We start from the raw sequence: 15,261 nt of genomic DNA, 5'->3' as shown, positions 1-15,261 counted from the left end.
CGCAGTCTGTCGTCAGAATGGCGCCTGGTACGGGCGTTGCGCGCTATAGTCCCGCTGTGAGACCGCTAAATATTCTAACCACACATGCCTCTATTTTCCCGTATCACACGCTGGACTGGACGCTCGGTGAGGCCACCGGTCCTTTTGCCGGTTCACATACTGGTCGTCGATGACTATCGCGACGGCGCGGAGGCGATTGCCACGTTCCTCTCGCTTTCGGGCTACGGCACGCAGTTCGTCGTCAGCGGTGCGGAAGTAGCTACTGCGGTTGCACTCGAAGCGCCACAGATTGCGCTCCTGGACATCAATATGCCGGGAATGGACGGTTTTGCCGTTGCCCGGCTGCTGCGTCAGACACCACAAACAAGGGACGCGGTCATCATCGCGTTCACCGCTCAGGACGAGGGAACGATCGTCAAACCCGCAATATCGGCAGGCTTCGATGCTTACTGCCAGAAAGCTCAGTCCCTGGACAGGCTTCTGCTTCTTCTGCGCGAAGTAAGCAATTAAACCGTCTCTGAAGCAGCGGCGTTTCCACATCGAGCGTGCGCAAGCCGTTCCGATGGCAGCGTCCATTGCGTTACGTCGTCCTGTGCGTGCAGGCACGACGCAGCCTGAGCGATAATTTTCTATCAGTTTGATGACAATTTTGGTGTTCTGTGCAATTCGATCCAATAGCGGTTGATGCTGTCAGCGGGAACGTCGAATCGCCTCAGCCACGCTTCAGTCGCCACACGCGTGTTGAGTACGGGAGCCGTACTGTTCACTGTACCGCTTTGCAGAATGTCCGCAGTGTCCGCCACGATTGGCCGTAACGCCTGATTCAACAGAACGTACGCGGCGGGAGGGCCGGGAGGAACGCCGTTACCCTTCAGTACGCCCGCAGCCGGCTCAGGGCCAGCCTGGATAATCAGGCCACCACTACGCAACGTTGTTTTCCGAAACCAGTCCGGCGGCAGCATGAGCCTGTCAGCACCACCGACGCGACGAACAAAATCTGCGTCAATTGCGGTGAGCCAGTCAACGGACTTGATCCGACCGTGCATTGTCACTGTTTCCTGGCCCATCGGATCACCCACGTCGATGCCTGGCCCGTACAGTCTTGCCCAGAAATATTCACTCGCTTCGTTGGGTTCCCGCTCCGTAGGAGGTAGATTGACGCCAAGACCGGCGTGCCCCCATCTGGTCGGAAGAGACTCAACGAATGCAGCGAATAGCTCTTCGAACACACCTGGGCATAATTGCAGGAACCTGCGCGGCACACTGAATTCGATCGTGTCGAGGCCATAGTCCGCCTGCCAGTCTTCGAAACAGAACACGCCGAATGCAAAGAAGCCGGATGCGAACTTGTGTTGGGCGCTGGTCGTTTTAGATACGAGTAGCGCGCTGCCCGGCTGGCTACGCGCGAGGACGGGAAATTTTCGCGCTTTGGAAAATTCAACCGGTTTTTTTCCTTCCTCGTAAAACCAGCGCATAGGGCTTGTCTTCAAGGCGGGGGCTTCTGCTGCCTCGGCAAATACTTCGGCATACTGTTCAATTGCCTTCATATATCGCTCGTAGCACTGAACGAGAGTTTCGCGAACGGGTTTTGTGTGCCCACCCGCGAAATAAATTACGCCGCGTATAACGAGAGCTGCACCGACAATCGCCTTTTGGTAGGGTTCTTCATACAAGCCAAATGGCAGCGTGTCTTGCCGTCGAGGGTCGTGCGCCCATGCCGTGAGTTCGTCTTTTGTCATGATCTTCAGGGGAAAGCAGCGCCGGGGCTAACCGGCGGTATCGATGGCAGGCCGAATGGGCCGCTCGCGTTAAGCCCACCTGCCTTGTTACCGAAAAGTTCATCCATATCTGTTTGCGTTTTTGCAGAACGGGCCGTCGTTTTCTGCGGGTCGTCGTCGCCGCATCCACAATCCGCCCGTTTCAACGCGACGTATTTGCTCTTATCGCCGGCAATCCGGCGATACGACATTTCCTGGCCGTAGCCAAATTCGTCGTCGAATTTCATTTCAACGACCGCCTTGATGTTGGACTGGACCGGCGGCTGGTTTGGATCGTTGACGATCACCACATCGGGACGTCGAATCTGATCGAGCCCAGCTTTTTTTCCCTTGACGTACCCACCCATTCCGCCGGGCCATTGACTGCGAATCCAGTCGATCATCGAACTATGCCGCGTGAGAGGGTCATGGTCGGACATGATCGGCACAGGGGGTTCCGGAGGTTTCGGACTCATATCATAGGCGACCTCCGGCATGTATTCAGTCGGCTTGCCTGTCATTGCTTTTGAAACACTGTTGTCAGCGTCCAACCGTTGCGCGACACACTTTTGCCTTAAAACCCGACTTCCGGTTTTCGTGGGATAAATCACGCCGATGCGCCCGCATTTACACATAAGATCGCAGAGCTTCTGCTTCTCCTCAGGCGACAGACCTTGCCTGGACCCTACAACGGTCGTTTGACCTTCGCCAGCCGCCGACGCGCCGACCGACGAGCCCCCGGAGTAGCCGCCGCTCATACATCGCTCGGGTCTGCCGTGCCCGCCTGATTGAATGACAGGGACGCCGCATGACGGGTGTTCAACCAGTCGGTATGCCCGGTTGCATCGGTGGTGCCACGGATTATCTGGCCGTCCGGAGACTTAACCGTATAGCGATGATTCGGGATTGGCGTGCGCGTCGCGTCGTCAACGAGCTGGAAGCGGCCACGGTATTTCGCGTCGTCCCCGCCCTGCTGTTCCGCGACTACGCTTTTGCCTCCGCCGACTGGCGCGCCGGCGCCGGAGGTCGGCGAGGCCGTGGCGAAGTGTTGTGAAGCCAGAAGGGTCGCGCCGCATGCGGTTTTGTCGCCTTCGGACGCCACTGCACGATCGTCGAACCGAACCCCCAGACTGTTTTTAACATCGACGATCGGATAGACCCCGCCGCATTTCGGACAGGACACCATGTCGCCAACAAGCGCGATTGGCTTGCCATGCAGAAGGTTAGCTGCATTACAGGCCAGCACGTGACCGCCATGAGTCGTCGTGTCGCCCTCACGAATAAATGCAAAACCCATGATGCATACATTCCCTCAGAATTGTGGGCGGAATGTAGCATGGGCGGCTTTCGCTATCAAAAGGAGCCGCTATTGTAGTGGTCAAGCCTCTTTGGACACCCCCAAAGGGGCTTTTCAATAAATCGAAGTTTCATACCTCACTGGCGGCAAGCCATCTGCCGCCGAATGTATGCGCCTGTAGTTGTAAAAGTCAGGGATGTAGTCCGTGATGTCGCGTCTGGCGCTATCGTGGCTGCCGCACTCCTGCTCACCGATCCATTCACTTTTCAGGCTCCTGAAGAAGCGCTCGACCACCGCGTTGTCCCAGCAATTTCCCTTTCTGCTCATGCTCTGAACGATCCCGTTGGCCTTCAGATCGTTCACGAATCGCTCGCTGGTGTACTGACATCCCTGATCCGAATGGAACATCAGTCCTTTGCCGGGGCGGCGGCTGCGTCGGGCCTGCTCCAGCGCCTGGATGACCAGCTCGGTGTCTGCCTGCATGGCAAACGCCCAGCCGACGATCCGGCGCGAGTGCAGATCCATCACGATGGCCAGATACGACCAGCCCTGCCGCGTCCTGACGTACGTGATGTCACCGGCCCACACCCGGTTGACGGCGCCGGGTTCGAACCGGCGCTCGAGCAGGTTCGGCGCAATCAGCGCATCACCTTCAGCCTTGCGGTATCGATGCGTGCGGCGACGCGCGACCGCCAGTTGCGCCTCACGCATCAGCGAGCGGGCCCGATGCCGTCCGATCGCATGACCTTGCAACTGCAGGGCCCGCGACATCCTGCGACTGCCGTAACTGCGCCGGCTTTCGATATGGATCTGGCGCATGTCCTTGAGCAGCGCGGGCGATACGCCCGCTTTGGCGGGTCGGCTGGCAAACGCGTAATAGCTGCTTCGCGGCACGTCCAGCAGACGGCACATCAGACTCACCGGCCAGGCCTTCTTCAGCGAACGGATCACTTCGAGGAGCGATCCATTTCCTTGACGAAGAAGGCCGTAGACTTTTTTAGTATCTCGCGCTCCCGTTCGAGCTCCATCACGCGGGCTTCCAGCTCCCGGATGCGGCGCTGGTCGGCCATGACCTGTATCTCGGTGCGCGGCGGCTCGGCCTGCTGCGCACGCCACTGCGCCACCCAGCGTCGCAACGCCGTATCGCCCACACCCATTGCCTCGCAGGCCTTCGTGATCGAATAGCCCTGTGCAACCACCAGTTGCACCGCCTCAGCCTTGAATTCTTCCGTCAGGTTCCGTCTGCTCATCTCTCACCTCAGTTGGAGAATTATCCCCTTTAGAGGTGTCCAGGAGTATTGGACCACTACAGGGCGGGTTTTGATGCAGTAGGCCGCCGACCGGCGCGTTGCCGGTTTGCGCGGGGTTCGTGACGATTTCAGCACTGGCCGAGTGATGCACTTTGATGCGAGCGACTAGTTATTCGCGCGATTGGCTGCGCGGCGGCGCCCGCGCATTCGGTCACTCGACGTAACACGCACTTCGCCAGCCAGCTTTCATTTGACTGGCGACGCCCGGGCAGAATCAGGGACGCTGCGCGCGGAGTTGTGCCCGCATTTTGATCCAAGACGCTCCCCCTATCAGATGAGCGTCTGCGATGCGGCGATGCACGGACGTCAGCTCGTGACAACAACGCGTCCGATGCGAGACGATATCAACTTCTGCTTTCCTATACCGTTAACCACACGAGGCTGCATGGTTTGTTCGGATCACGCGGCACCGATTAATTTAAAATATTGAACGAGAAAAACACATGTCTACCACCGATATATTAGGAACATTAGGAAGCATTTTTACAATTTTATCTTTCGGGTGTGGTGTTTTTGTTAGCGTTGCAATGACCACAAAGAAACTTAGGGAATCCATAATAAAGGAGATGAAAGGTCGCACGTTTGGCGCCGCCACGCTTGAACAGATGGCAAAAACATGGGTTATGATCTTTGAACGCTATTTTGGTGATCGCCTCCTATCCATCAAGCAAATTATTACAATCCCTATCTATACCCTAACGGTGTCGTGCGTCTATATAGCCGTCTGGATCTTGCACAACATTCATGGAGATATAAACGCTAATTTTAAACCGTTTTCACCGCTTATGAAACAGTCCCTGCACGACTATTTTCACGAGGCGATCTTCGTTGCGCTGGCTGTTGATATCTTCTCTATCTCACTAACGCGGATAGCAATTCGTGCGGGGAAGGTCAAGGGGTATCTGTCGTTTAGATTTTTATTTTTGTTTTTCCTGACAATCAGCGCGTCATTTTTTGCCTTCACCTTTGGATTATTTTTTCTCCGCGTATTAGATATGGTTCGGATGTACACCGAGCTAGTGCCGCAAGATCCTATCCCGGTGATGCCATACAAACCATTTGAGGGCTTCAATGTGCTCTTAAATCTTTTCAATGCTCCGACGGTTATTCACGTGACCTCAAAAGGATGGATTGCGACTTATTTTATACCCGAGCCAATATTGTTTTATACGGCAGTAACAAGTCAACTTTCGTTTATTTTTATCATTGTCGCCCATTTACTTGCAAAATTTTCTCTTTCCGTTCGGCAGGCTTCGATAAAAATGCTTCAAACGGCGGGAACGACGGCCGGAATCGCCACCGGTATATTCACGTCGATGTTGGTGTGGATGCTTACAATTATTTTTTTCTGCGCCATAGCAGCGTTTCACGGGTCCTAACTGCTCCCAAAAAAACGTTTAGATTAGGAACCACCCGACGCCACGGCTGAAATGCGGGATTGGCACGCTGGTACTGCGGCTCGTGAGACAGCGCGGCAGAACCGGGCCAAGCTGGGCCACTTATCAGTCAAGAAGTTCCAGCGGTTCGTGCCAACGCATCACCAACAAGGGCTACCGATCAAAGTATTTGCTCATTCGTCGCGGGACTGGATTGCACGTGTTCCGCGAACTGCTTGCGCAGGGCTGCCGCCTTGGCCTGCGAGCATCGAAGGTGCTTCCGTATCTCGGTGACCGTCCCGCGTAATGTTCCTTCACGGATCGCCGTCAGCACGCGGGTCAGGTCATCCGCCCGCACACGAGACTGTAACTGAACCGTTTCCTGCCTTTCGGTAACATCAAGTACCAACGGGCGCCGTTACCTTACTGGAGGACATTACTGCCGTGACTGGTCGTACATGACTGACTTCCTGCCCGGCCGCGACTGCCCTGGTGGACGCCTCTGCGGGCCGCATCGCGAGTAGCCAGCAGAAACAGGCGACACCTTCAAGCACCATAGCGAACGCCACGCCGATGACCAGATCGACGCGGCCACTGGCTATGCCGAACGTCGTCAACAACCCGGCAAGGGGACCAGCTTTCGCCGCCATGCGCTTGGCTTCTTCCCGGTCCAGTCCTAACTGGCGACGCATGGCCTCGGCTGATTCGGCGTCGAGCGCATCGAGCCGGGCCGTCAACGTCGCGCGTTGAATTCGAACCTCTGCACAATGGTAACCACATTTACGCTCGGCCACGCGAGCCAGTCGCGCTATGACGAGGGCGCGATCAGCGGCGATCTCTGCCCGGTTGCGACCGGACGCTGCGACACTCGGGACAACCGCTGCGCGGGCTTCGCCTGCATGCTGCTGGGCCATAACGAAAAACACCGCGTGGCCGTAGCAGGTTGCCCCCATACAGCCGATCCACAGCGCTACGCCGAGTGCCCGAATTCGCCAGGCGTGCGGACGGCACAAGGCAGGAAGCAGGTGCGCTGCGACAACCAGCACGACGCCGATGCACGTCAGAAGCACGCGCTCTGCGAGCAACCCGCCGCGCTGCCAGCCGGCAAGGACCGACAGCGATGCGGCGGTCGCAGTAGCTGCGAACGCCAGGCACGGCGAGGCAATGCCGAGTGGCCCGGATTTCCTGATATACATGACTCCCCCCGGAGCGTGTCAAAGGTCGAAAAGCAGTTCGGCGGTAATCCGTCGCGGACGCCGCGGTATTGGCAGGACGGGCGGCCGCATCTCCAGCCTCGTGCGATAGGTATGGCCGCACGTCACGTCATCGCACTGGAAGTCGATCTCCCAATCCGTTTCCGATCTCTTCTCCATCGCCCGCGCGATCCCGCGCGCGCCACAATGCGGACACGCAATAGTGAATCTCACGATCGGCTCTCCCGGTTCAATGTCGTGCGTGCGTTCACCGCGCCGCGCAGCATCGGCGCCGGACGCACTTCGAGCGCAATATCTTCGCGCGGCCGTGACGATGCCGACAGTGAGAACAGGATTTCAAATCCCGCCGGCGTGCGATAGCCGCAGTCTTCGCAAACGAAGTACATCCGACGCAGCGTCGGCGACAGCCCTTCGGTGTGACGCGCGTCGATCTCGCCGTCACAGGACGGACAGTCAATTTTCATGTTTTTCACGCACATTCCTCGCTCTACTGGCTCCATTGATCCCATTGCGCGCCCTCCCTCTTCCCGCAGACGCTGACTTCGCTGCCCCGATCAAGTTGCGCGGCCAGATCGATCACCGGCGCTGGGCCACTGCGCGTACAGTTATAGACACGAGTCCAAGCGTGGGCACCCGGCCGCCCCCGGTTACTGCTGGACTGATGCGCCCTCGATGGAGGATCGTCCTTTTTGTGCCTGGCAGTCGCGTTTCGCTGAGCTTTGTCCAGCAAGGTTTCCTGTCCACACCTCGGTTACACCACGCCATATCCGCCAAGTCTCTGATTAATTGAGGGGAACTGGAGCATGGCGTCAGGCGTGAAAAGGACGATACCCCCGGATGAGCCTGGAGGGCGGTCCCGGGAAGGCTCACGTCTCATCCGCTATCATGTGCCTGACCTAATCGTCCTCGCTAGTTCATGTCTTCCCGTGCCATCGACCGATACGTTGAAGCTGCGACACGCGAGAACACGCGACGCAGCTATCAGTCCGCGATTCGCCATTTCGAGGTCGAATGGGGCGGCTTCCTGCCGGCGAGCGTCGACGAGGTCGCGCGATACCTTGCCGACCATGCGGAATCGCTGTCGCTTAACACACTGCGAGCGCGACTCGCCGCGCTCGCGCAGTGGCACCAGACGCAAGGCTTCGCATACCCGACGAAAACACCGCATGTCCGCAAGGTGCTCAAGGGCATCGCGGCGTTACATCCCGCGACCGAGAAACGCGCAAAGCCGCTGCAGATCGTGCAATTAGAAAGTCTGGCATCGTGGTTTGATGCGCAGATCAACGAAGCGATGCAGACGGGTAATAACCGTAGCCGGCTCGGACACCTCCGCAACCGCGCGCTGGTTCTTCTCGGTTTCTGTGTTGTCGAGCGACGGTTTTCTCGGCATCGGAGAGAAGCTGCTCGCGATTCCGTGGCACGCGCTCACGCTCGACACGCAGCAGAAATGCTTCCTGCTGAACATGACCGCGGAACGCGTGAAGAACGCGCCGGGCTTCGACAAGGATCACTGGCCATCCATGGCCGATCAGATTTGGGCGACCTCCGTGCACCAGTATTACGGCAGCGAGCCGTACTGGGGACGCGGGGAATATGACACGCGCGACGATCTAGGAGTCGACGACGTTCCGGCGGGCTCGTCGAACGCGCCTGAAGCGGGCGGACTGAAGCTGTAGTTCCGGAGCCGCGTCGTTGCGACGGCCGGTCGCAAGTATCACTTTGTGCAGCCGGCCCGTTTGTTTTCGGTTTCTATAAGTTCTTTCTGGAGGAGGTATCACGATGGCCGCGAGGAAATCCGCAGGAAAGCGTATCGGCATATCCCCGCGCGCTGCATCACATCCGGCTGCGCGCGGCAGGCCCGGCCGTCCGCCGCGTCAACGTCATGCGCAGGCGCATGCCGCGCGACACGGGAAAGCGTCGAAGGCCTCTTCCGGAGCAACGGGACAACCCGCGAAAGGACCGTCGCGCGAATCGGCGACGGTCCTTCTTATCGTTCACCGGGAAAAGCAGGCAAACGGCCCCGATGATCAAAAAATGCGATGGCGGTATGCGCGCACGGTCGCCTATCTATCTTCGCGGTCGAAGCCCGGCAACACACGCGTTCTTTCGATCGCGACCGAACGCAGCAGTTCTGGGTTGACGTCGAGCATGTGCAGAATCGTCGGTGCGACCTGCGTGGTGATCACAGGATCGTCGATGCTCGCGCCGGCCCGATGCGAATGCGGTACATAGACGACGAGTCCGAGGTGGCTGTCGTCCGGCGCATTGCCGCCGTGTTCTTCGTCCTTGGCCGTGCTCGATGTATAGATCACGCCGGGATTGGGTTGCACGACGATATCAGGCGTGCGTCCGTCGGCGGGATCACCGAACTTCCCGATCAGTTGCGGTCCGTGGAGAATGTAGGCTTGCGCGCCGTCCGCGCAGATGCCGGGCGCGTTACAACTCAGATTGTCTTTCAGTGTCTTCACCACCGCGGAGACCTGATGCGGGTCGCGCAGCCAGATCAGGCCGACATCGTCGGTTTGTACAAAGCCGGTGTCGACAAGGCCCGTCCCGTCGTTAAGGTTGCCGCTCTTCGTATTGGCCTGACCGAAATTACCGTTGGGATCGAGATAGTTGTTAGCCTCGAGCAGTTTGGTGAGGGTATCGCCGTTCTTGACCAGCTTCGAGTGATCCGTCGGCGACTGTCCGTGTTTCGCCGTCACGATGATCGCGGTGGAGCGATAGAGATTGCGCTGCTTGAGTTCGGCGACGAGGCGGCCTAACGCGCCATCCAGATAGGCGATCGCGCCGGCCACTTGCGGTCCGGGCGTAAAACTCGCGTCGAGATAGCCGCCGCCGGACGCGACAGTTGCTTTTTGCGCCACGCTCAATGTCTGAAAGTTTCCGCCGAAGACGGTCGGTACATCCGCGCCGGATTGCCCCGTCGAATCTCTGCCGTCGATCTCGTTGATCATCGACTGTACGTGCAGATCGTCGAACTGCTCGGTATGGGTGTAAGTATCAAGGTAGTTCGTGCCGGTTGCCGGATCGATCGAATTGATCTCCGTGCGCGACAGATCGTCGACGCCGGCACCGGAGGGTCCATTCAACCAGTCGTATCCCCACGCATGTTTGTCTGCCCATGCCGTGCGGCTGCCTTTTACGTTCTGCTTGATCACTTCGAAGACCGTATTGGTTTTCAGATAATTGTGCGGATAGACAGACTGGCAGCGACCGTCGATCAACGCATGCGGTATCGCCTGCGGATTGAATGCACCGCCGCCGTTGAGATGGATCAATGGGCCGCCATTCTCCGCGTCGATGCCGGTGGTTTCATCGAATACGACGTTCCATCCCTGCTTGCCCGAGCAGGTCGGATCGGAAGGCGCGTAAAGCGTGCGATCGTAGGATACGTCGTAAAAGAGGCCCGCGGATCTGGGTGATCCTCCCGTCACCAGAGCCGCCAGCCCAGGAAACGAATCCGACAAGCCCGGTGTGTGAGCATTCGTATATGTCATCCCCGACTTCGCCAGCAGTGCGAGATTCGGACAGGTATTCGCGCCGATACACCGTGCGACGTCCTGCTCGTGCAACCCGTCGAAGCTGATCAGCAACACGTGTTTCACTGTCTCGTGCCGGCGGTGGTCGTCGTGGTTGTCCTCAGCCACGGCACCCTGTGCATGCAATGCCGCGAGCAGGAGTGCACCCGCGCCGATGTTATTCGACATCCGCATCCATTTCCTGACGATCTTCATATCTGCTCCTTTGGTTAGGCCAAGAAAGACTGGGTAACGGAGTCTTAATGTGCATTGAAATTAAGTCGTTCGGATGACCTCCCTATTTCTCATCAGCAAGTCGATACCACTGCCGATCATCAGTAAAAGTTTTCGTAACAGAGTGCAATCCTTAAGCTTTCCATAAGGTTTTTATGCATGCGCTTGAGCCAGCCAGATAGATCATGAAAGTCATGGAAATCCCGTACAGAGAATGGCTCGCCGTGAAAGCTGAGAGAAGGAATTCCTCTTCTAGAATTGCGGCATTAGATCCATACACGCTGCGTTCAGCCGACAGCAAAAATAACGGAGACAATCGATGCAACCGACCTATCGCGCGACCCGCCAGATTGCCATTGCGTCCAGCCTGTTGTTCAGTCTTGCTTCGCAGCATGCGGTCGCCGATGACGGCAAGATCACCATCATGGTGGGCGGTATTACGAAGCTGATCTATCTGCCGGCGCGACTGACCGAGCAGCTCGGTTACTTCAAGGACGAAGGCCTCGACGTCGAACTGCTGTCCCAGCCTGCCGGCGTGGACGCGGAAAATGAGTTGCTGGCCGGCGCGGTACAGGGCGTCGTGGGTTTCTACGACCACACGATCGATCTGCAAACCAAGGGCAAGGACGTCAAGGCGATCGTCGTATTCGGTCAGGTACCGGGCGAGGTCGAAATGGTGTCGAGCAAGGCAGCCGGCACCATCAAGTCGATGGCCGACGTGAAAGGCAAGACGCTCGGCGTGACTGGACTCGGCTCATCCACCAGCTTCCTGACGCAGTATCTTGCCGGCCAGCACGGCGTTCAGTCGAGCAACTACACCATGCTGCCTGTCGGTGCGGACGCAAGCTTCATTGCCGCGATCCGGCAGAACCGGATCGACGCGGGCATGACGACCGAACCGACTGTGTCGGCGCTGGAAAAGTCCGGCGACGCAAGAGTGCTGGTCGACATGCGTACGGTTGAGGGTACCCGGGCGGCTCTGGGCGGCACCTACCCCGCCTCGAGTCTTTATGCGCAAGCCACATGGGTCGCCTCTCACAAGGCAGACGCCGCAAAACTCGCGCATGCCTTTGCACGAACCCTGCAATTCATTCATACCCACAGCGCGGAAGAAATCGCCGCGAAAATGCCCGACGACTATCAGAAAGACAAGGGGATGTATGTGAGCGCGCTCAAGGCATCCCTACCGATGTACACCGCCGACGGCAGGATGCCGGCAGATGGTCCGCAGACCGTGCTCAAAGTGCTGTCCGCGTTCAACCCATCGGTCAAGGGCAGGCACATCGACCTCGCCCGGACGTTCACCAACGAATTCGTTTCGTCCAAATGAGCCGACTGCCGCCTCTTCCCCGGATCGACCTCATGAATCAAACGGCTACCCTCGATGTTCCGGTTATCGAGTTTCGCTCGGTGTCGTGCCGTTTCATCAGTCCCGACGGCAAGGCTACGCCCGCATTGCGCGACTTCAGCATGGCCGTCGCCAGGGGTGAATTCGTTGCTCTTGTCGGGCCGACAGGCTGCGGCAAGTCGACGACGCTCAGCATGATCACCGGATTGCTCCGGCCGACCTCCGGCGAAGTGCGGATCATGGGAAAACCGGTGACAGGCATCGATCCGCGAATCGGCTTCGTGTTTCAGGCGGATGCCGTGTTCCCATGGCGTTCCGTGCTGGACAATGTCGCTGCCGGCCCCTTGTATCGCGGTCGCTCGAAAGCTGTCGCACACGATGAAGCGCACGATTGGTTGCGCCGGGTCGGCCTCGAAAAATTCGCCCGTCACTATCCGCACCAGCTGTCCGGCGGCATGAGAAAGCGAGTCGCGCTGGCGCAGACATTCATCAACAAACCCGAAATCCTGCTGATGGACGAACCATTCTCAGCGCTCGACATGCAGACCCGCACGCTGATGCAGGACGAACTGCTGCAGCTATGGTCCGCCAACGCCGGCTCGGTCGTGTTCGTCACCCACGATCTCGAAGAAGCGATTGCACTGGCCGATCGTGTGTTCGTCCTCACCGCACGACCCGCCACCCTCAAGAAAGTCTACGAGATCGATCTGCCGCGGCCGCGCATCACCTCGGAGATTCGCTACGATCCGCGCTTTATCGAAATCTCGCGTGACATCTGGCACGACCTGCGCGAGGAAGTGCAGATCGTATGAAAAAAAACGACGGAGCAAAGACGGACATGGCTACCCTTCCCTCCAAATACTTGCCGCCGGCAGGCGACACCGGGACGTCGCTTGCACAGGTCGAAGCCGCCGCGCGGCGCCGGCTACACCGGCGGCGTGCAACGATCATCGGCATGCGTGTGCTCGTGCTGGTCGTCATTCTTGGCGGGTGGGAACTCGCAGGCCGTCTCAATTGGATCGATCCATTCTTTTTCTCCATGCCCTCGCTGATCTACGCACAGATCGTCGACTGGCTCGCGAACGGCACCTCGCAAGGTCCGTTGCTGCTTCAGGTATGGGTCACGCTGGAAGAAACGTTTCTGGGCTTCCTGATCGGCTCGGTGGCCGGCGTCGTCTGCGGGGTCATTTTAGGGCGCAACAAATTACTGTCGGACGTTTTCAGTCTCTATATCCAGATCGCAAATTCAATTCCGCGTGTCGTGCTCGGCTCAATCTTCGTCATCGCACTCGGGCTCGGGATGGCATCCAAGGTCGCGCTGGCGGTCGTGATGGTGTTCTTCGTCGTGTTCGGCAATGCGTTCCAGGGTGTGCGGGAAGCCGACCGCTACATGATTGCCAACGCGCAGATCCTCGGGGCCTCGCGGCGTCAGCTAACGACCTCGGTGGTCATTCCCTCGGCGCTCAGCTGGATTCTGGCGAGCTTGCACGTGAGCTTCGGATTTGCACTTGTCGGTGCCGTCGTGGGTGAATTTCTCGGTTCGAAGCAAGGCATCGGTCTGTTGATTTCCACGGCACAAGGCGCATTCAATGCCAGCGGCGTATTCGCGGCCATGATCGTGCTCGCTGTGGTGGCGCTCAGCGCGGACTACCTGTTGAGCGCGCTGGAAAAGCGTCTTCTGAAGTGGAGACCCGCCGCATTCTGAATGTGTGACGTTGCGCCATGGCGCCAGGACGCGACATTTATCCACCGGCATGCGCGGCATGAGAGGCATGTACGGGTACCGTTCGTGCACGGAACTGCAACCCGGTCACGGAGACCGTATGGCCCCAAGCTTGCGCGCTCGATTACTTGGGTGGCTGTTATTGCCGCTCGCTGCGTTTGTGGTGATCACGGGCGCGATCTCATACGACGCGGCGCGCCAGACAGCCAATCTCGTGCAGGACAGCGCGCTGCTTTCGTCAGCCCGAACCATAGTCGAAGATGTCGACTGGGACAATAGCGGTCTGAGCGCCGTCATTCCTCCGGCCGCGCTGGAAATCTTCGAGTCGCCGTATCGGGACCAGGTGTTCTACAAGGTCATCGCGAACGACACCCGTCTGCTGGTGGGCAATCCTCAACTACCGGTGCCCTCTCGCCTCGATTCATCACCGGTGTTCTACGACACCGGGCTCGACGGTCAAACCGTTCGCGCGGTGGCGTTCCCGCGGCTGCTGTACGACGCCGGCAAGGTCGACCGAGTGATCGTCGTGGTCGCGAAGACCCAGGGCTCGCGTGAGGCTATGATCAGTCAACTGTGGCACCCGCAACTGATTCGGCAGTGCCTGATGCTGGCGCTCGTTGCGGCTTTGGTGCCGTTGGGTCTCACCATTGAGCTACGGCCGCTGATGAAACTCAAGGACGACGTGGCCGACCGCGAGCCGATGCAGCTCGAACCGATCGGCGCCGACCACTTGCCGTTCGAACTGCGCCCTATCGTCGACGCGATCAATCAGTGCATTGCACGACTCAAGCTGCACGCGACCACCCAGCGCCAATTCATTGCCGACGCCGCCCATCAGTTGCGCACACCGCTCACGCTGCTCGATACGCAGATTCAGTATGCGTGCGGGCGAGACCATGGCGACGCCTCACTGGAAGAAGCGCTCGTGGCGATTCGCCGTAGCAGCAGAAAAATGACGGAGATGACAAACCAGTTGCTGCTGCTGGCTCAAGCCGAATCCGCATCGCCGCCGTGTACGCAGGCCAGGATCGACATGACCGCAGTCGTGCTGTCGGCGTTGGAGGAACTGATCGTGGCGGCGGAACAGCGCGGCATCGACCTCGGCGCTGAACTGGACGATAGCGTGCCGGTGATGGGCAGCGCGAACCTGCTGAGCGCAATGGTCATGAATCTGCTCGACAACGCGGTGCGCTACTCCCACGACGGTGGCCGCGTCACCGCAATCTGCCGCAGGGACGGCGACGGCATGGAACTCCGGATCGCGGACAATGGACCGGGCATTCCGGCGGAGCTACGTGCGCATGTATTCGAGCGCTTCTATCGCGGCTCCACTGAAGTCGAAGGCACGGGACTCGGTCTGTCCATTGTGCGCGAAATCGCTCATCTCCATGGTGGAACCGTCACCATTAGCCCAGGCGAGAACCGGGTTGGACTGGTCGTCACAGTCCGCATGCAAGTGGCCAACCAGACCTGAGGGAAAC

General features: G+C 58.6%; 14 protein-coding genes and 1 pseudogene. 7 read left to right on the top strand and 8 right to left on the bottom strand.

What is annotated here, in order from left to right; all coding sequences use genetic code 11:
* The first annotated feature begins 126 nt into the window (after window positions 1–126).
* The gene (locus LFL96_RS36080) at window positions 127–510 is read left to right on the top strand and encodes a response regulator (protein ID WP_281004003.1); all 384 of its coding nucleotides are present in this window, start codon (window positions 127–129) and stop codon (window positions 508–510) included.
* A 122-nt stretch (window positions 511–632) separates the two neighbouring features.
* Here LFL96_RS36080 and LFL96_RS36075 read toward each other — a convergent pair whose 3' ends face one another.
* From LFL96_RS36075 to LFL96_RS36060, 4 genes are all read right to left on the bottom strand, one after another.
* Complete coding sequence (locus LFL96_RS36075; RefSeq protein WP_281004002.1) at window positions 633–1,739, bottom strand: type VI immunity family protein; 1,107 nt, start codon at window positions 1,737–1,739, stop codon at window positions 633–635.
* A 5-nt stretch (window positions 1,740–1,744) separates the two neighbouring features.
* Window positions 1,745–2,515, bottom strand: a complete 771-nt coding sequence (locus LFL96_RS36070; RefSeq protein WP_281004001.1) for a nuclease — start codon at window positions 2,513–2,515, stop codon at window positions 1,745–1,747.
* Complete coding sequence (locus LFL96_RS36065) at window positions 2,512–3,054, bottom strand: PAAR domain-containing protein (protein ID WP_281004000.1); 543 nt, start codon at window positions 3,052–3,054, stop codon at window positions 2,512–2,514. The genes LFL96_RS36070 and LFL96_RS36065 overlap by 4 nt, the downstream gene beginning before the upstream one ends.
* Window positions 3,055–3,168: 114 nt before the next feature.
* Window positions 3,169–4,304 (bottom strand): IS3 family transposase gene (locus LFL96_RS36060; protein WP_281003999.1). Its coding sequence is split into 2 segments (ribosomal slippage): window positions 3,169–4,046 and window positions 4,046–4,304, totalling 1,137 coding nucleotides; the frame shifts between segments, so codons are not numbered across the junction.
* 503 nt (window positions 4,305–4,807) lie between these two features.
* On the opposite strand from LFL96_RS36060, the gene LFL96_RS36055 reads away from it, so the two are divergent.
* On the top strand, window positions 4,808–5,743 hold the full coding sequence (locus LFL96_RS36055) for a hypothetical protein (protein ID WP_281003998.1): 936 nt from the start codon (window positions 4,808–4,810) through the stop codon (window positions 5,741–5,743).
* 395 nt (window positions 5,744–6,138) lie between these two features.
* On the opposite strand, the gene LFL96_RS36050 is transcribed toward LFL96_RS36055, so the two are convergent.
* From LFL96_RS36050 to LFL96_RS36040, 3 genes are read right to left on the bottom strand one after another with little or no spacing between them, the layout of a single operon-like run.
* On the bottom strand, window positions 6,139–6,936 hold the full coding sequence (locus LFL96_RS36050) for a hypothetical protein (RefSeq protein WP_281003997.1): 798 nt from the start codon (window positions 6,934–6,936) through the stop codon (window positions 6,139–6,141).
* An 18-nt stretch (window positions 6,937–6,954) separates the two neighbouring features.
* Window positions 6,955–7,167 (bottom strand): ogr/Delta-like zinc finger family protein, encoded by a 213-nt coding sequence (locus LFL96_RS36045; RefSeq protein ID WP_281003996.1) that lies wholly within the window; start codon window positions 7,165–7,167, stop codon window positions 6,955–6,957.
* Complete coding sequence (locus LFL96_RS36040) at window positions 7,164–7,463, bottom strand: ogr/Delta-like zinc finger family protein (protein WP_281003995.1); 300 nt, start codon at window positions 7,461–7,463, stop codon at window positions 7,164–7,166. The genes LFL96_RS36045 and LFL96_RS36040 overlap by 4 nt, the downstream gene beginning before the upstream one ends.
* A gap of 849 nt (window positions 7,464–8,312) precedes the next feature.
* Between LFL96_RS36040 and LFL96_RS36030 the strand changes: the two are divergent.
* Window positions 8,313–8,630: pseudogene (locus LFL96_RS36030) on the top strand (PRC-barrel domain containing protein); the annotation flags it as partial.
* A 387-nt stretch (window positions 8,631–9,017) separates the two neighbouring features.
* Here the strand turns inward: LFL96_RS36030 and LFL96_RS36025 are convergent.
* Window positions 9,018–10,691, bottom strand: a complete 1,674-nt coding sequence (locus LFL96_RS36025; RefSeq protein ID WP_281003994.1) for an alkaline phosphatase family protein — start codon at window positions 10,689–10,691, stop codon at window positions 9,018–9,020.
* Between the two features lie 337 nt (window positions 10,692–11,028).
* Here LFL96_RS36025 and LFL96_RS36020 point away from each other — a divergent pair, with 337 nt between their 5' ends.
* The 4 genes from LFL96_RS36020 to LFL96_RS36005 all read left to right on the top strand — a co-directional run bounded on the left by LFL96_RS36020 (window position 11,029) and on the right by LFL96_RS36005 (window position 15,254).
* Window positions 11,029–12,039 carry an ABC transporter substrate-binding protein gene (locus LFL96_RS36020; protein WP_281003993.1) on the top strand — a complete coding sequence of 337 codons (1,011 nt, stop codon included), beginning with the start codon at window positions 11,029–11,031 and terminating at the stop codon, window positions 12,037–12,039.
* Between the two features lie 32 nt (window positions 12,040–12,071).
* Window positions 12,072–12,869 (top strand): ABC transporter ATP-binding protein, encoded by a 798-nt coding sequence (locus LFL96_RS36015; RefSeq protein WP_281004366.1) that lies wholly within the window; start codon window positions 12,072–12,074, stop codon window positions 12,867–12,869.
* A 26-nt stretch (window positions 12,870–12,895) separates the two neighbouring features.
* Complete coding sequence (locus tag LFL96_RS36010; protein WP_281003992.1) at window positions 12,896–13,762, top strand: ABC transporter permease; 867 nt, start codon at window positions 12,896–12,898, stop codon at window positions 13,760–13,762.
* Between the two features lie 118 nt (window positions 13,763–13,880).
* Window positions 13,881–15,254 (top strand): sensor histidine kinase, encoded by a 1,374-nt coding sequence (locus LFL96_RS36005; RefSeq protein WP_281003991.1) that lies wholly within the window; start codon window positions 13,881–13,883, stop codon window positions 15,252–15,254.
* Window positions 15,255–15,261: the final 7 nt, after the last annotated feature.

It is taken from the genome of Paraburkholderia sp. D15 (assembly GCF_029910215.1).
Classification (GTDB): domain Bacteria; phylum Pseudomonadota; class Gammaproteobacteria; order Burkholderiales; family Burkholderiaceae; genus Paraburkholderia.
This window is presented reverse-complemented; position numbering and strand designations above follow the sequence as displayed.